This window comes from Burkholderia sp. JPY481, from assembly GCF_038900515.1.
In the GTDB taxonomy this organism is placed as follows: domain Bacteria; phylum Pseudomonadota; class Gammaproteobacteria; order Burkholderiales; family Burkholderiaceae; genus Paraburkholderia; species Paraburkholderia youngii.
This window is the reverse complement of the sequence record NZ_JAYMRT010000001.1, coordinates 416,664-433,980: the sequence shown is the minus strand read 5'-3', so window position 1 is coordinate 433,980 and position 17,317 is coordinate 416,664. Positions and strand designations below refer to the sequence as shown.

Sequence of the window (17,317 nt, the reverse complement as noted above, 5' to 3'; positions counted from 1 at the left end):
AACAACAGGCAGTAGGAGAGCAACAGGTTATGGCGACGATCAAGGATGTAGCGGCCGTGGCGGGCGTGTCGTTCACGACGGTATCGCACGTCGTGAACAACTCGCGTCCGGTGTCGGCCGATGTGCGCGCGAAAGTCGAGCACGCGATCCGTCAACTGCACTATGTGCCGTCGGCGGTGGCACGCTCGCTGAAGGCGCGCGCGACCGCGACGATCGGACTGGTGGTGCCGAACAGCACCAACCCGTATTTCGCGGAGCTCGCGCGCGGCATCGAGGACGGCTGCGCGCGCAACGGCTACTGCGTGTTCTTCTGCAATTCCGACGATGACCCCGCGAAGCAGCGCAACTATCTGCGCGTGTTGCAGGAAAAGCGCATCGATGGGCTGATCGTCGCGTCGGCCGGCGACGACGCCGTGCTCGCGCAGACGCTCGCCGACTCGCGTGAGCCGCTCGTCGTGGTGGACCGCAACATCGAGGGGCTCACCGCGGACCTCGTGCAGATCGATCACGAGAAGGGCGCGTATCTGGCCACCCGTCATCTGCTCGAGCTCGGACATGTGCGGATCGGCTGCATCACCGGGCCGGTGGAAACCGCGGTCAGCGCGATGCGCGTGCACGGCTTCATTCGCGCGATGGCCGAGCGCGGCATCGAGATTCCGGCCGATGCAATCGTCGAAAGCGATTTTTCGGGGACGGGCGGTCACCGCGCGGCCGCGCAGCTGTTCGACACGGTCAGGCCGTCGGCGATTTTCGCGGTCAACGACATGATGGGCATCGGCGCGTTGCGTGCGGCGGCGGAGCGCAATATCAGCGTGCCGCGCGATTGCTCGATCATCGGTTTCGACGATATCGAACTGGGCCGCTTCACGTTCCCGTCGCTGTCGACGGTCGGGCAGTCGGTGCGCGCGCTTGGCGACACGGCCGCGCAGACGCTGATCGACCGGATCGCCGAGGCGGCGTCGAACAGCGCGGCGCGCACCCCGGCGCGCCGGCGCGTGGTGTCGCCGCGTCTGATCGTGCGCGAGTCCACCGCGACATGGGCGGGCGACGCACGGCGGAATCTGGCGGCCTGACGCGCTCGCGATAGCAACGCGACGCGTCGCGTAATGGAGGGCACACGAGTGGCAAGCAACCCAACGCGTTCACGCGTCACGGTGGTCGGTAGTTTGAACATGGACCTCGTGGTGCGCTCGCCGCGCCTGCCGCAGCCGGGCGAGACGCTGGCCGGCCGCGGCTTCGCGCAGGTCGCGGGCGGCAAGGGCGGCAATCAGGCGGTCGCCGCCGCGCGGCTCGGCGCGCAGGTGTCGATGCTCGGCTGCGTCGGCGCCGATGCGAACGGCGCGCAGCTGCGCGCGGGGCTCGAAGCGGAGCGCATCGACTGCGCGGCGCTCGAAACCGGCAGCGAACCGAGCGGCGTGGCGCTGATCGTCGTCGACGATGCGAGCCAGAACACGATCGTGATCGTCGCGGGCAGCAACGGCGAGGTGACGCCGGCCACCATCGCGCGACACGAAGCGACGCTCGCCGCCGCCGATGTCGTGATCTGCCAGCTCGAAACCCCGCCCGAATCGGTGTATGCGGCGCTGGCCGCGGCGCGCCGCCTCGGCAAGATCGTGATCCTGAATCCGGCGCCCGCGACCGGCCCGTTGCCGGCCGCCTGGCTGCCGCTGATCGACTATCTGATTCCAAACGAACTCGAAGCCGCCGCGCTGAGCGGTGTCGTCGTCGACTCGCCGGTGGACGCCGCGCGAGCCGCCGCCGCATTGCGCGCGGCCGGCGCGCGCAACGTGCTGGTCACGCTCGGTGCGCGCGGCGTGCACGCGGCGCTCGAGGGCGCTGCCGCGACGCTGTACGACGCGCCGCGCGTCGAGGCGGTCGATACGACCGCCGCCGGCGACACCTTCATCGGGGGCTTCGCGGCGCAGCTCGCTCAGGGTGCGAGCGTCGAAGCGGCGATCCGCTTCGGGCAACGCGCCGCTGCGTTGTCGGTGACGCGCGCGGGCGCACAGCCGTCGATCCCGACGCGCGCCGAAGTCGACGCATTGGGCTGATGCCATCGCGGCGTTAGCGACCTCGCGAGCCGCCTGACGGCGCTGTGCTGCGATCGCTTCGGGCGACTCCGAACGGCTCGTATTCCACCCATTTCCCCGCCGCTCAAACGTCAAAAGCCGTGCTTTGACGAAAACCGTCGCGTTTCTTCCACGCGACGCGAACGCACACGTTCCCAGTCAATTCGCTTTCAACGTCTTACATCGTCTTTGTTCATACCTTTTAAATGCTTCAAGTCTATGAACGCGCTGCCGTAAACGGGAATTAGAGCGCTGATTCGAAAAAAGCGCCGGACCCAAAACTCACGCCGCCCCCACGCTGCGCAAGCAGCAGCCTCTCATCGAGTACAGCACACAGGAACAAGCATGTTGAATAAAGGCATCACGATCAAGGCGCGAATTGGACTCACGATGGCATTCCTTGCCGCGTTGCTGGTTGCGATCGGCGTTTTCGGTCTGTTCGGCATGGGCCGTTCGAACGACGCCTATGAGGACACCTTCACCAACGCGATGCCGGGCGCCGTGGACATCGGCAACGCGGAAATCTTCGCGGCCCGCGAACGACTCGCGCTCGACCGCGCCGCGTTCCTCGTCGGCACGCCGGAAGCGGCATCGACGATCGAGCGCGCGCGCATGCTCGGCACTACGTCCGACATGTGGTGGAAAAAATATCTCGATCTGCCGCGCGACGCGGACGAAGACCGGCTCGCGCAGGACGTCGCCGCGAAGCGCAACGCGCTGCATCAGCAACTCGAAAGCTTCGCGACGGCAATCGAGGCGAACGATCAGAGCAAGCTGGTCGAGCACGCGAAGAATCTGCAGGCCGTCTTCAACGACCTCGTCGGCGCCGACGACGCACTGCGCAAATACCAGTTCGATTCGGCGAAGCAGGGCTTCGACTCCGCGCAGAACAGTTTCCATCTGTTCCGGATGGTCAGCATCGGCGCGCTGGTGCTCGGCGTGCTGGCGGCGGCGCTGTCGTATCTGACGCTGAGCCGTGCGATCGCGCGTCCGCTCGACGAAGCGCTCGGCCACTTCGAGGCGATCGCAGCCGGCGATCTGCGTCGTCCGGTGGTCGTGACTTCGCGCGACGAAATGGGGCAACTGCTCGAAGGAATCGCCAGAATGCAGCGCAGCCTCACCGAAACGGTGCGCAGCGTGCGCGGCGGCAGCGAGTCGATCGCGACCGCGACGCGGCAGATCGCGGCGGGCAACGTCGACCTGTCGTCGCGGACCGAGGAGCAGGCGTCCGCGCTGCAGGAAACCGCGTCGAGCATGGAGCAGCTGACCGGCACCGTGCGCCAGAACGCCGATAACGCCCGACAGGCGAGCGCGCTTGCCGCCAACGCGTCGGAGATCGCCAATAAGGGCAGCGCGGTGGTCGGCCAGGTGGTCGGCACGATGGGCGACATCAACCAGAGTTCGGCGAAGATCGCCGACATTATCTCGATCATCGAGGGCATTGCCTTCCAGACCAACATCCTCGCGCTGAACGCAGCCGTCGAGGCGGCGCGCGCCGGCGAGGAAGGGCGCGGCTTCGCGGTCGTCGCGGGCGAGGTGCGCAGTCTCGCGCAGCGTTCGTCGGCGGCCGCCAAGGAGATCAAGGAGCTGATCGATACGTCGGTCGAGCGCGTGCAGTCGGGCTCGGCGCTGGTCGACGAGGCGGGCCGCACGATGAGCGAAATCATCGGCGCGGTGCAGCGCGTGACCGACATCATGGGCGAGATCGCGTCGGCGTCGGAAGAGCAGAGCGGCGGCATCGACCAGGTCGCGCGCGCGGTCACGCAGATGGACGAGGTCACGCAGCAGAACGCGGCCCTCGTCGAGGAAGCGGCCGCCGCGGCGTCGTCGCTCGAAGAGCAGGCAGCCCGGTTGCTGAACGTGGTCGCGGTGTTCCAGGTCGACGACAGCGGCCGTGGCGGTCACGACGGGGCGTCCGCGCTTGCGGCGCCGAAGCGCCCGGTGAGCCCGGTCGCCGCGCGCGCACGCAAGCACACGCCGGCCGCGGCGCAGGCGGCGATGCCGGCAAAGGCGCCCACGGTGGCCGCTGTCGCGCCGCAGGTTGCCGCCGCACCCGCGCCCACCCGCGCGCCGGCCAGGTCCGCGGCGACGGCTGGCGGTGATCAGGATTGGGAAACCTTCTGAGCGGGCTCGGGTTCACGTGTACATGGACGGCGGCGCTGTCGCGCGTTAGGTGACTGGACACGCGCCGTTCGTTGCAACATCCGTTCCCGTCCGCTCGCTGGCTGTCCGGCATCCGCGCCGCACGAACGACGATAGCTTCGCGAAAAGCCGCGCCTGGCTCCCCAGGCGCGGCTTTTTTTCGGCTCGCGCAAGAAATAACGTTTGCGCGCCGCGCGGCTTTCCCCGGCGCGTGTCGCGATCCGGTACATTGACGGGCACGGCCCCGATCCGCTGCGCGGCGCGCGGCTGCCCGCACCTTCCACAGGTGGTTCCCACTTATTGCTACGTCCTGCGAACCCTGCCATGCGCCAGCCACAAAGAACCGACATGACGCGTTACGATCTTGCGCAACACCTCGTCGAGGCACGCCGGCAGCACCTGCCGATCGACGCCCCCGCACCCGACAGCCTGCCGCCCGACGCGGCGACCGCTTACGCGATCCAGCAGGCGGTGATCGCGGGGCTAGGCGAGTCGACCGGTGCGTGGAAGATCGGCGCGAAGTCCCCGGGCGGCGCCACGTCGGGCGCGCCGATTCCGGCCTCGCTGGTGGTGCCGTCGCCCGCGCGACTCGCGCATGACGGATTCTTTCGCGTGCTGGTCGAACTGGAGATCGCGTTTCGCTTCGACGTGACGATCGAGCCGCGCGCCCAGGCGTATGCGCGCGACGAGGTGCTGGCGAGGCTCGGCGCTGTGCTGCCGGCCATCGAGATCGTCGACAGCCGCTTCGCCGAGTGGCCGAACGTCGCGCCGCTCGCGCAGCTAGCCGACGCGCAGAACAACGGCGCGCTGATCACCGGCCATCCGGCCGTCTATGCGAGCCTCGCGCGCGGCTTCGACTTCGTGTCACCGGAACTGGAGCTGAGCTTCAACGGCCGCTCGCTGATTCCGGAAGTGACCGGCAATCCGGCCGGCGATCCGCGCGAACTGCTCGTCTGGTTCGTCAACCATTGCGCGGCGATGGGGATCACGATCGAGCGCGACTGGACCCTGACCACCGGCTCATACGTCGGCGCGCACAAGATCGACGAGCCCGGCATCGTGCGTGGACATATCGATGGATTGGGTGAAGTGGAAATTGAACTGACCTGATCGATGCTGCGGCGCTTGTAACCGCAAATTACAACGCTTCATTCATTCCAAACGGCTGCCTTCGTGCAGCCGTTTTTATTTTGGCGATTTTGAAACGGTGGCAGGCTTTGAATCGTTAGCCTGTTCGAATCCATTTGTTGCAACTTTGCCGCTTCTTTCCGTATACACCTATGAGAGCGACGCGAGCGGCTGCCGTCACCCAGTCATACGGATCAGGAGTCCAACAGCGAGGGGCCATGAGGTGAATGGGGCGGAACCACGCTCGCCACGCGCGGACGAATCGCCTGACGCGTTGGGCGCCACGCGTCGAAAACGTCACCACGTGCGTGCTTTTTGTGACGAAGTGTGCGTGCGCAGACAGCCGCATTTTTGTGAAGGGCCGACGGTGCAGGTACGGGATGTGCAATAGCAACGCGATGTCATGGCGCGATGCAGCGGTAACGCGAAGTCGTGCAGGAGCACTGAATAGCGATGCGGTACTGAAGAAAGTAGCGGTACAGCGGAGCAGCGGATGATTTGATTCGTTGCGGCGTGAGTGAAAAATTGTAGGTGGTCGATTCTTTGTTTCCAAGTGAGGATTGTAGCTTCGCGGTTACGGAGCGATTTTCGCAACGTAGTCCGTGAAAAAAAATTTAAAAGGGTTTAGGATGAATTCGAGCGATGTCGTTTCCGAATAGCGCGCCGCGCACGACATCGCCCCAGACTTCGGCGAGGAGGTAGCATGGATATCTACAGCAGTTTCGCGACCCGCTTCGAGAAAACCCGGGAGGATGAACTCTCGCTCGAGGAGTATCTCGCGCTCTGCAAAGACAATCCCGCCGCGTACGCCACTGCAGGCGAACGCATGTTGACGGCAATCGGAGAACCGGAACAGATCGACACTCGTAACGATCCGCGTTTATCGCGTATCTTCGCGAACAAGGTCATCAAGGTATACCCCGCATTCCGTGAGTTCTACGGAATGGAAGAGGTGATCGAGCAGGTGGTCGCCTACTTCCGGCATTCGGCCCAGGGGCTCGAAGAAAAGAAGCAGATACTGTATCTGTTAGGACCGGTCGGCGGCGGCAAGTCGTCGATCGCGGAACGGCTCAAGCAACTGATGGAACGTGTACCCTTCTATGCGATCAAGGGCTCGCCCGTCAATGAATCGCCGCTCGGCCTGTTCGACTACGAGGAAGACGGTCCGATCCTCGAAGAGCAATACGGCATTCCTCGCCGCTACCTGCGAGGCATCCTGAGTCCGTGGGCGGTCAAGCGCCTGCACGAGTACAACGGCGACATCCGCAAGTTCCGCGTGGTGCGCCGCTATCCGTCGATCCTTCGTCAGATCGCTATCTCCAAGACCGAACCGGGCGACGAGAACAATCAGGACATTTCGTCGCTGGTCGGCAAGGTCGACATCCGCAAGCTCGAACAATACGCGCAGGACGACGCCGACGCGTACAGCTACTCGGGCGGCCTGTGCCTCGCCAATCAGGGCCTGCTCGAGTTCGTCGAAATGTTCAAGGCGCCGATCAAGGTGTTGCACCCGCTGCTCACCGCGACCCAGGAGGGCAACTTCAAGGGTACGGAAGGCTTCGGCGCGATCCCGTTCGACGGCATCATCCTCGCTCACTCGAACGAGTCGGAGTGGAAGGCGTTCCGCAACAACCGGAACAACGAAGCGCTGCTCGACCGGATCTTCGTCGTCAAGGTGCCGTACTGCCTGCGCTATAGCGAAGAGGTCAAGATCTATGAGAAGCTGCTGCGCAACTCGTCGCTGGCCAACGCGGTCTGCGCGCCGGGCACGCTGAAGATGATGGCGCAGATGTCCGTGCTCACGCGTTTGCAGGAGCCGGAAAATTCGAGCCTGTTCTCGAAGATGCAGGTCTACGACGGCGAGAATCTGAAGGATACGGACCCGAAGGCGAAGTCGTACCAGGAGTACCGCGACTTCGCGGGCGTCGACGAGGGCATGACCGGGGTGTCGACCCGCTTCGCGTTCAAGATTCTGTCGCGCGTGTTCAACTTCGACTCGACGGAGGTCGCGGCCAATCCGGTGCATCTGATGTACGTGCTCGAACAGCAGATCGAACGCGAGCAGTTCCCGCCGGAAACCGAGCAGAAGTATCTGTCCTTCATCAAGGACGTGCTGGCGTCGCGCTATGCGGAGTTCATCGGCAAGGAGATTCAGACCGCGTATCTGGAGTCGTACTCCGAGTATGGTCAAAACATCTTCGACCGCTACGTCACGTATGCGGACTTCTGGATTCAGGATCAGGAGTTCCGCGATCACGACACCGGCGAGAGCTTCGACCGTGCCGCGTTGAACGCGGAGCTGGAGAAAATCGAGAAGCCGGCGGGCATCAGCAACCCGAAGGACTTCCGCAACGAGATCGTGAACTTCGTGCTGCGCGCGCGGGCTGCGAATGCAGGCAAGAACCCCGCATGGATCAGCTACGAGAAGCTGCGCGTCGTGATCGAAAAGAAGATGTTCTCGAATACGGAGGAACTGTTGCCGGTGATCTCCTTCAACGCGAAGGGCTCGGCCGAAGAGCAGCGCAAGCACGAAGACTTCGTCAATCGCATGGTGGCGAAGGGCTATACGCCGAAACAGGTGCGCTTGCTGTGCGACTGGTATCTGCGCGTGCGCAAGTCATCGTGATGCGCGCATGATACTCATGATGTGCCGCCCGTACGGTTCGACCGTACGGGCAACCGGCGAGGCGCAAGCCGCATAGCATGCACTGCGCGGCGGGCGTCTCGCGCACCGGAAATATTAGTGCGGCCGCAGCGGAAACGCGGTTGCACGGACGGGAGACCGGGCGTGCTTCATCAAATCATCGACCGCAGGTTGGCAGGCAAGAACAAGAGTATTGCGAATCGCGAGCGTTTTTTGCGCCGCGTCAAAAATTATATCCGTCGCGCCGTTTCGGAAGCGGTGCGCGACCGCAGCATCAAAGACATCCAGAACACCCAGAGCATCACCATTCCGCGCAAGGACATCGCGGAGCCGTCGTTCCGTCACGGACCGGGCGGCCGGCGCGAGATGGTGCATCCCGGCAACTCGGACTACATCCGCGGCGACAAGATCCAGCGCCCGCAAGGCGGCGGTGGCGGTGGCGGAGGCAGTCAGGCCAGCAACGAGGGCGAGGGTCAGGACGACTTCGTGTTCGAGCTGAGCCGCGAAGAGTTCATGCAGTATTTCTTCGACGACCTCGAACTGCCGCGTCTCGTCAAAACCCATCTGATGGCCGTGCCGACGTGGAAAAGCATCCGCGCGGGCTGGGCCGCGGAGGGCACGCCGAACAACATCGACGTGGTGCGCTCGCTGCGCAGCGCGCTCGGCCGGCGCATCGCGCTCGGCGCGCCGCTCGTCAACCAGTTGCACGAAATGGAGCGGCAACTCGAAGAGCTGAAGGCCGACCCCGCCGATCGCCGCGAAGAGATCAAGCTGCTCGAAGACGACATCCACCATCTGAAAGGACGCATCTGGCGGATTCCGTTCATCGATCCGTTCGATCTGCGCTACGTGAATCGCGTGAAGCAGCCCACGCCGTCGAGCCAGGCGGTGATGTTCTGCCTGATGGACGTGTCCGGCTCGATGGACGAGCAGCGCAAGGATCTCGCGAAGCGCTTTTTCATCCTGCTGTATCTGTTCCTGAAGCGTAACTACGAGCGCATCGAAGTGGTGTTCATTCGCCACCACACGCGCGCGGAGGAGGTCGACGAAGACACGTTCTTCCATTCGACCGAAAGCGGCGGCACGGTGGTGTCGAGCGCGCTCGAACTGATGCGCAAGGTGATGGAGGAACGCTACTCGCCAACTGAATGGAACATTTACGGGGCGCAGGCTTCGGACGGCGACAATTGGACCGACGATTCGCCGAAGTGCCGCAAGATTCTGTCGGATGACATCCTGGAGAAGGTGCGGTATTTTGCGTATATTCAGGTGACGCCCGAAGAGCAGAATCTGTGGCTCGAATACGCGCAACTGGCGCTATCGCAACCGCATATGGCGATGAAGAAAGTCGAAACCGCGGCCGATATCTATCCGGTATTTCGCGAGCTGTTCGAGAAGCAGGCGGCGACTTCGTGATGGAACGCTGATTGCGCACCAGGCATCTGGATCACGACGCGTGCGGCGATGAATCGTACGACTTGAGGCAAGCCGTCGTATGACTGCGCCGCAGCGCAACAAAGGCGTGCCGCAGCAACTGTCGGGGCATGCCGAGGCACGAGCGGCTAGCACGGCAGCCGCTCGCGCCGGAGCAGTCCGCAATGCTGCAGCACGGGACACACCGGAACGCCCACCGAGGGGCAAAGGGAAGTCCGTATGAACGTAGCCGATAGACGGCCTCTGCCGTGCCCGTCCGACTGGACCTTCGAATTGATCGAAGAGTACGACTCGCATATTGCCCGTGTTGCGGAGCAATACGAGCTCGACGTGTATCCGATCCAGCTCGAACTCATCAGCGCTGAACAAATGATGGACGCCTACGCGTCCGTCGGCATGCCGGTGAACTACCGTCACTGGTCGTTCGGCAAACATTTTCTCTCTACCGAAAAAAGCTATCGTCGCGGCCAGATGGGGCTCGCATACGAAATCGTCATCAATTCGAATCCCTGCATCGCGTATCTGATGGAAGAGAACACGATGACGATGCAGGCGCTCGTGATCGCCCATGCGGCGTATGGCCACAACTCGTTCTTCAAGGGCAACTATCTGTTCCGCTTGTGGACGGATGCGCACGCGATCATCGACTACCTCGTCTACGCGAAGAACTACATCGCGGAATGCGAGGAGCGCTATGGGCTCGATCGCGTCGAGGAATTGCTCGATTCGTGCCACGCGCTGATGAATTACGGCGTGGACCGCTACAAGCGGCCGCAGAAGCTGTCGCTCGAGAAAGAGTTCGCCGCGCGGCGCGAGCGCGAGGCGTATCTGCAGTCGCAGGTCAACGAGTTGTGGCGCACGCTGCCCACGCGCCATACGCCGCTGCCCGAAGAGGTCGAAGAGCGCTATCCGCCCGAGCCGCAGGAAAACCTGCTGTATTTCGCGGAGAAAAACGCGCCGCTGCTCGAACCGTGGGAGCGCGAGGTGATTCGCATCGTGCGCAAGATCGGTCAGTATTTCTATCCGCAGCGGCAGACCCAGGTGATGAACGAAGGCTGGGCGACGTTCTGGCACTACACGCTGCTCAACACGATGTACAACCAGGGCAAGCTGGAAGACGGCTTCATGATGGAGTTTCTCCATTCGCACAGCAACGTCGTCTATCAGCCGCCGGTCACGAAGCCGTATTACAGCGGCATCAATCCGTATGCGCTCGGTTTTTCGATGATGAGCGACATCCGCCGCATCTGCGAAGCGCCGACCGACGAAGACCGCAAGTGGTTTCCGGATCTGGCCGGCAGTCCGTGGCTGCCCGCGATGCACTACGCGATGCGCAACTTCAAGGACGAAAGCTTCGTCGCGCAGTACCTGTCGCCGCATCTGATCCGCGAGATGCGCCTGTTCTCGGTGCTCGACGATGACATGCGCGACGCGCTCGAAGTGTCGGCGATTCACGACGACAGCGGCTACCAGTACGTGCGCCAGGCGCTGTCGCGGCAGTACGACATGCATCACCGCGAGCCGAACATTCAGGTATGGGCCGTCAATACGCGCGGCGATCGCAGCCTGACGTTGCGGCATTTCATGAGCGACAACCGGCACCTGTCGTCGGATAGCGACGAGGTGCTCAAGCACATGGCGCGCTTGTGGCAATTCGACGTGTACCTCGAAAGCGTCGACGAAAACGGTACCGTCAGAAAGCGCTACGAGTGCCGGTACGTGCCGCCGTCCGTGAGAATCTGACGTCTCCATCCGGGCGCGGCAGCGCATCGCAACGTTGCCCGGGCGGTCCGCGCCGATTCCCCGAAGCCCCCGCAGCCTCGCGCCTGGCGGGGGCTTCGTTTTGGTTGCAGTTCTAACTTCGCCGCGGGCCCGTACCCAGGGCTTTCCTGCAGTTCCGCAGACAAAACCCCATCTGAACTTTTCACTTATGTAAAATTCGCCGCGCGCGCGTGTGCGGTTGTCCGCGACGCGCATGAAGGCGACGTCACGAGCGTCATCCTCGTTTAGAGAAAAAAGGACCGACATCAGCATGAACGATTTAACCGACCAACCCGTCGTCGCACAAGCCGACGACACCCGGCGCCGCATCTTTGCGATCGTCGGCGCTTCATCGGGCAATCTTGTCGAATGGTTCGACTTCTACGTGTATTCGTTCACGGCGCTGTATTTCGCGCCGTCGTTCTTTCCTAGCGGCAACACCACCACGCAGTTGCTCAACACGGCCGGTGTGTTCGCCGCCGGCTTCCTGATGCGCCCGATCGGCGGCTGGTTCTTCGGCCGGCTCGCCGACAAGCGCGGCCGCCGCACCGCGATGATGGTGTCGGTATTCATGATGTGCGGCGGCTCGCTCGTGATCGCGATGTTGCCCACCTACGCGCAGATCGGCGCGCTCGCGCCGGCGCTGCTGCTGATCGCGCGGCTGTTCCAGGGCCTGTCGGTGGGCGGCGAATATGGCACCAGCGCGACCTATATGAGCGAAGTGGCGTTGAAAGGCCGGCGCGGCTTTTTCGCGTCGTTCCAGTATGTAACGCTGATCGGCGGTCAACTGTTCGCGCTGCTCGTACTGGTGGTCCTGCAGCAGTTGCTGAGGACCGACGAACTGAAGGCATGGGGCTGGCGCGTGCCGTTTGCAATCGGTGCGATCTCTGCGCTGGTCTCGCTCTATCTGCGTAAATCGCTCGACGAAACCACCACCGCCGCGACGCGTCAGCGCAAGGAAGCGGGCACGCTGCGCGGCTTGTGGGAGCACAAGGCCGCGTTCATGACGGTGCTCGGCTTCACGGCCGGCGGCTCGCTGATCTTCTATACGTTCACGACGTATATGCAGAAATATCTGGTCAACACGGCCGGCATGCACGCCAAAACCGCGAGCTCGGTGATGACCGCCGCGCTGTTCGTCTACATGCTGATGCAGCCGGCGTTCGGCGCGCTGTCCGACAGGATCGGCCGACGCAATTCGATGCTGTGCTTCGGTTTGTTCGCGACGCTCGGCACGGTGCCGCTGCTGCATGCGCTGAAGGACGTGACGAGTCCGGTCGCGGCGTTCGCGCTCGTCGTCGTCGCGCTCGCGATCGTCAGCTTCTACACGTCGATCAGCGGCCTGATCAAGGCGGAAATGTTCCCGCCGCAAGTGCGTGCGCTCGGCGTGGGGCTGTCGTATGCGGTGGCGAATGCGATCTTCGGCGGGTCGGCGGAATATGTCGCGCTGTGGCTGAAGTCGGCCGGCGTCGAGACGATGTTCTTCTGGTACGTGACGGCGCTGTGCGCACTCGCGGGTATCGTTTCGCTGCGCATGCGCGATCCGTCGACGGAAGGGTATCTGCGGCACGAGCCGTGAGCCGCTAACCCGGCACGGCGAAACGTCGTGCCGCGATGAAGCATTCAGGCGGCGGTCCGGGGCAACCGGACCGCCGTTTTTCATGGCATCGGCGCTTCGCTCAACTGACGACGATCCGTGTCCCCCACGCATGCAGCAGGTCGCGCAAGCTCTCGGCCTGTTCCATCCTCGCGCCGCTGCGCAGATGAATCTGCACCGCGCGCCCCGCGATGCCGTCGATCGGTTGAGCAAACCACAACTCGACCGCGAGGCCGAGTCCTTCGGGTTGATCCTCGACGACCGGCTCGATCACGCGCGGTCTGAAACACGCATTGTCTGACATGGCGAAGCACCTCTGCGATGACGGGTCGTGCCCATCGTAATCAGCGGCGCGCTCGCGACCAAGTAACGAATACGCGTTTGCTAAGCAGGGAATGCTTAGCAGAAAATCGGCTTGCGCACGGACTTGTCGCAGTTCATACCGGCTTCGACCGGTCGCCGACGAACTCGTCGACCAGCTTGTCGACGAACTCCTCGACCCGCGCGGCCTCATTCGCCGCGACCGTCGCGATCGACGGCGCGCGCGCGGCAGCATCGGCCGAGGCGCTCGCCGTCGGCAGACGTCCACGCCATGCCGCGCACGCCAGCATCAGCAGATGGTAGTAAAGCCGCGCGCTAAAGCCGTAGTTGTAGGCGAACAGATGCGCGCGCGCGATCCGCCAGCCCGCGCGCGCGTCGCCGTTTCTCGCGTGAATCGACACCACGATCGGTACCAGTCGCCGCAGCGCCTGCCGCCGCGACGCTTCGAGCCGCGCCGGCAGACGCAGCGACTTCACGAACCCATACGCGCTCAACGGGGCGGCCGTGCTCGTGCCCCGCGTGCTGTGCGAGATCGACGTCGCGGTCTTCCGATACACCGACACATAGTCGTGCAGATAAAACACCTCACGAGCGGCAAGGCATAGCTCGGTGCCGAACACGTAGTCGCAGCAGACGCCATACCGAGCGTCGTAGCCGATCCGCTTGACGAGCCGCGCGTCGGCCATCCAGCCATTGTTGGGAAACATCTGGATCAGGCCGGTGCGGCCCGCGAGCGGCTGCAGACCCTCGTTGGCCCGGGTGCGCCGGAACGCCGCGTTCAGGCGCTCGCTCGCGGCGAGATCGATCGCCCCGTCGTGATCCGCTTCGTACTGCGCGCCGAATGCCGCATCGAGCACCGGATAGCGTTGCCAGAGCGACACGAGTTTTTCGACGGCGTCGCTCGTCAGCAAATCGTCGTCGTGGATCAACAGGATCTTGTCGCCGCGAGCCCGCTCGAACAGGGTCGACACATTGCGCGCCTGGCCAAGCGGCGATTCGTGCTTCTGGTAGCGCACGCGCGGCTCGTCACGGTAACGCTGCAAGATCAGTTGCCCTGAGCGCGCGTCCGTCGAATCGTCGCCAATCACGATTTCCACATGCGGATAGCTTTGCGCGAGGCACGAGTCGACGCACTCGACGAGCAGTTCCGGACGATTGCAGGTCGGCACGCAGATGGACACCTGCGCGATGGCCGCGCGGGCGTGGGGAGAACTTGACGCGTTGGACATGGATGACGCCTTTTAACGATCGGAAGCGGCATAAACCGGCGCAAAGCGGAGCGGCCGGTTCGGAGGGCGCACACTTCGCTGCTAGCAGCAAAATAGTCCAAGGCGCCGAAAAAATATTCGGTAAAAACAAGGAAGAAATGTTTGCTTACAGAAAGGCGCTCGAAGGGAAAAGCGATGCGGCCTGAATGCATGAAGCAGTTCAGGCCGCTCCGGTACGGGTTTTTTCAACCGACCGACGGTTCGCCGTCACCGCGTTGTTTGCCGGGACGGTCCGCCGGGGACTGCTTGTGGCCCTCGCTCTGGCGCTCGGGCATCTTGCTCTTTGCGTTGTCGCTATGCACGGCGTGGTGCGGATGCGCTAAATCCTCGGTCTGGGTGCCGGCCTCGGGTTTTGATTCGTCTTTGTCCGCGCTTTTTGCTTCGCCTTGGGATTTTTCCGTCGTCTTGCTCATCGCTGCTCTCCTGGAGGGAAGACAAGGGTCCGACAGCAAGACGCGGACCGCGGCGGGCGGCAAACAGAAGTTCTGCGCTAGGCGGCCGGGTGGCGCGGCCTGGCGCCGGTCAGCGACAGGATGAAGTCGAGAAACGCGCGCACCTTGGCCGGCGGATGGTGCCGCGACGGATACAGCGCATACAGCGGATAGACCTCGTCGCCCCAATCCGGAAAGACCTCGATCAGCTTGCCGCTCGCGAGCAGCGACTCCGCGCCGAGCGCGAGAATCTGCGCGATCCCCTGGCCTGCGACGCATACGCTATGCAGCGTGCCGACGTCGTTGACGGTCAGCCGGCCCTGCGGCGTCAGCGAGAACTTCTTGCGGCCTCGATGGAATTCCCAGGTGAACGGGTAACCGGTGAGCGGATCGCGAAACTTGATGCAAATATGCCGGCCGTCTTCGAGCTCGGCCGGATTCTCCGGCTTGCCATGCTTCTTCAGATACGACGGCGCCGCCACGGTCAGGATGCGCGTATCGAGCAGCTTGCGAGCGACGAGTGTCGACACCGGCGGGTCGCCGAAGCGGATCGCGACATCGAAGCCGTCCGCGATCATGTCGCCCAACTGGTCGCGCGTGATCAGTTCGAGCTGCAGGTCCGGATGTTTGTCGATGAAGCTGCCAAGGCGCGGCCCGAGCACGAGCCGTGAAAAAAACGGGTCCATGTTGACGCGCAGACGCCCGCGCACCGCGGTCTTGCCCTGCGCGGCGGAGGCCGCCGCCTCCTCGAGTCCGCCGAGCAGCGGCACGATCTGCTCGTAGAAACGCCGGCCTTCGTCGGTCAGCGTAACCGAGCGCGTGGTGCGGTCGAACAGGCGAATGCCGAGGCGCGCTTCGAGCCGGGCAACCGAACGGCTTACGCCCGATTGCGACATGTCGAGCGCTTCGCCCGCGGCCGCGAAACTGCCGCAATCGACGATCGCCGTCAGCACGCCCATGCCGTTCAGCACGCGCTCATCGAATGGCATCGGGGGTACCTGCCGGGTAGCCATGGATGCCAGACATGCTAACGCGGAGAGCTTTCGAATTCATGCGCTGACACGCGTTGAAACGCGTCGCGTGTCAACGCCCCGCGCTCTGCGCAGCCTGGCCGCGAATCACGCGGGTGCCCGACGGATCGTCGAGGTGGCGGAAGATCCACGCGGACACGAGCGTGATCACGCCGACGCACACGAACGCGAGCCGGAAGCCGAGTGCCGCCGAGCCCCATTGATCGGCGAACAGATTGACGAGCCCGCCGCCGATCGACACGCCGAGCCCGATCGCGAGCATCTGCACCATCGAGAAAAGGCTGTTGCCCATGCCCGCGTCTTCGTGCGACAGGTCCTTCAGCGTGACGCTGTTCATCGCCGCGTACTGCATCGAGTTGGCCGCGCCGAAAACGGCGAGGATCGCGACTTCGATCACGAGCGGTGTGCCGCGCGAAATCAGCGAGAACGCGACGATCGCCGAGCCGACGATGATCGTGTTGACCAGCAGGAACGTGTCGTAGCCGTAGCGGCGCACGAGCGGCGCGATCCAGCGTTTCGCGAGCGTGCCGGCGAGCGCCGCGGGCAGCATCATCAGACCGGAGTGCAGCGGCGAGTAGCCGAGCTGCAATTGCAGCAGGAGCGGCACGAGGAACGGCACCGCGCTCGAACCGATCCGGCATACCAGGTTGCCGATCAGGCCGACGCTGAAGTTCGGCTCGCCGAACAGCGACAGCTTGAACAGCGGATTGCGGCGGTTTCTCGCGTACGGAACGTAGGCGAGCGCGCTGGCGACCGCCAGGGTGAACAGACCCGCCGACCACGCCGCGCGATGCGACGGGACCGGCGCGTCGATCGCGAGCGAAAACGCGATCATGCACAGCGATAGCAGGGCGCAGCCGATCACATCGAACGGCGGCGCCTGCGTCGCGTCATGCGAAGGCAGAAAGCGGTGCACCGCGTACAGGCCGAGCGCGCCGATTGGCACGTTGATCAGAAAGATCCAGTGCCACGTGATCGCCTGCACGAACCAGCCGCCGAGCGTCGGCCCGGCGATCGGCCCGAGCTGCCCCGCGATCGAAATGAACGCGAGCGCCGCCACGTAGTGCTCGCCCGACACGCTGCGCAGCACCGCGAGACGTCCGATCGGCAGCAGCATCGAGCCGCCGATGCCTTGCAGCACCCTCGCCATCACGAGCTCGCCGAGCGTGTGCGCGCTCGCGCAGCAGATCGAGCCGAGCACGAACACGAGAATCGCGGCGAAATAGACGCGGCGGGTGCCGAAGCGGTCGGCAAGCCAGCCGGAGGCGGGCGTGAGCATCGCCATCGTCAGCGTGTAGGCGACGACGACCGGTTGCATCGCGAGCGGCGCGACTTGCAGGCTGTTCGCGATCGACGGCAGCGCGGTGTTGACGATCGTCGTGTCGAGCGACTGCATGAAGAAGCCGGCGGCGACGATCCACAGTAGGGCGGTTTGAGACGAATCCTTGGTCATGTTTTCGACAGCGGGCGTGGCGGAAAAGCGCCACCGGA

Annotated in this window: 14 protein-coding genes; 9 read left to right on the top strand and 5 right to left on the bottom strand. The window is 63.9% G+C overall.

Features of this window, described 5'->3' with window-relative positions; all coding sequences use genetic code 11:
• Window positions 1–29: 29 nt before the first annotated feature.
• The 8 genes from VSR82_RS02005 to VSR82_RS01970 all read left to right on the top strand — a co-directional run bounded on the left by VSR82_RS02005 (window position 30) and on the right by VSR82_RS01970 (window position 12,757).
• Window positions 30–1,073, top strand: coding sequence for a LacI family DNA-binding transcriptional regulator (locus VSR82_RS02005; RefSeq protein ID WP_368587245.1), 1,044 nt, complete (start codon window positions 30–32; stop codon window positions 1,071–1,073).
• 48 nt (window positions 1,074–1,121) lie between these two features.
• Window positions 1,122–2,051, top strand: a complete 930-nt coding sequence (rbsK, locus tag VSR82_RS02000) for a ribokinase (protein WP_368587244.1) — start codon at window positions 1,122–1,124, stop codon at window positions 2,049–2,051.
• 363 nt (window positions 2,052–2,414) lie between these two features.
• Complete coding sequence (locus VSR82_RS01995) at window positions 2,415–4,193, top strand: methyl-accepting chemotaxis protein (RefSeq protein WP_429459095.1); 1,779 nt, start codon at window positions 2,415–2,417, stop codon at window positions 4,191–4,193.
• Window positions 4,194–4,559: 366 nt separating this feature from the next.
• Entirely contained in the window at window positions 4,560–5,321 is a 762-nt protein-coding gene (locus tag VSR82_RS01990; protein ID WP_429459097.1) for a 2-keto-4-pentenoate hydratase, read from the top strand.
• A gap of 721 nt (window positions 5,322–6,042) precedes the next feature.
• The gene (locus VSR82_RS01985) at window positions 6,043–7,965 is read left to right on the top strand and encodes a PrkA family serine protein kinase (RefSeq protein ID WP_176126234.1); all 1,923 of its coding nucleotides are present in this window, start codon (window positions 6,043–6,045) and stop codon (window positions 7,963–7,965) included.
• Window positions 7,966–8,127: 162 nt separating this feature from the next.
• The gene (locus VSR82_RS01980; RefSeq protein WP_176108374.1) at window positions 8,128–9,399 is read left to right on the top strand and encodes a YeaH/YhbH family protein; all 1,272 of its coding nucleotides are present in this window, start codon (window positions 8,128–8,130) and stop codon (window positions 9,397–9,399) included.
• A 237-nt stretch (window positions 9,400–9,636) separates the two neighbouring features.
• Window positions 9,637–11,160, top strand: coding sequence for a SpoVR family protein (locus VSR82_RS01975; RefSeq protein WP_018435604.1), 1,524 nt, complete (start codon window positions 9,637–9,639; stop codon window positions 11,158–11,160).
• 289 nt (window positions 11,161–11,449) lie between these two features.
• Window positions 11,450–12,757: an MFS family transporter gene (locus VSR82_RS01970; protein ID WP_429459102.1), complete on the top strand. Its 1,308-nt coding sequence runs from the start codon at window positions 11,450–11,452 to the stop codon at window positions 12,755–12,757.
• A gap of 100 nt (window positions 12,758–12,857) precedes the next feature.
• On the opposite strand, the gene VSR82_RS01965 is transcribed toward VSR82_RS01970, so the two are convergent.
• On the bottom strand, window positions 12,858–13,079 hold the full coding sequence (locus VSR82_RS01965; RefSeq protein ID WP_176108377.1) for a hypothetical protein: 222 nt from the start codon (window positions 13,077–13,079) through the stop codon (window positions 12,858–12,860).
• Window positions 13,080–13,212: 133 nt separating this feature from the next.
• Entirely contained in the window at window positions 13,213–14,325 is a 1,113-nt protein-coding gene (locus VSR82_RS01960) for a glycosyltransferase family 2 protein (protein ID WP_429459104.1), read from the bottom strand.
• A gap of 2 nt (window positions 14,326–14,327) precedes the next feature.
• Here VSR82_RS01960 and VSR82_RS01955 point away from each other — a divergent pair, with 2 nt between their 5' ends.
• Entirely contained in the window at window positions 14,328–14,510 is a 183-nt protein-coding gene (locus VSR82_RS01955) for a hypothetical protein (protein ID WP_368587239.1), read from the top strand.
• Between the two features lie 39 nt (window positions 14,511–14,549).
• On the opposite strand, the gene VSR82_RS01950 is transcribed toward VSR82_RS01955, so the two are convergent.
• From VSR82_RS01950 to VSR82_RS01940, 3 genes are all read right to left on the bottom strand, one after another.
• Complete coding sequence (locus VSR82_RS01950) at window positions 14,550–14,777, bottom strand: hypothetical protein (protein WP_368587238.1); 228 nt, start codon at window positions 14,775–14,777, stop codon at window positions 14,550–14,552.
• A 77-nt stretch (window positions 14,778–14,854) separates the two neighbouring features.
• Window positions 14,855–15,784, bottom strand: a complete 930-nt coding sequence (locus tag VSR82_RS01945) for a LysR family transcriptional regulator (protein WP_429459106.1) — start codon at window positions 15,782–15,784, stop codon at window positions 14,855–14,857.
• Window positions 15,785–15,878: 94 nt separating this feature from the next.
• On the bottom strand, window positions 15,879–17,279 hold the full coding sequence (locus tag VSR82_RS01940) for a DHA2 family efflux MFS transporter permease subunit (protein ID WP_429461866.1): 1,401 nt from the start codon (window positions 17,277–17,279) through the stop codon (window positions 15,879–15,881).
• Window positions 17,280–17,317 lie beyond the last annotated feature (38 nt).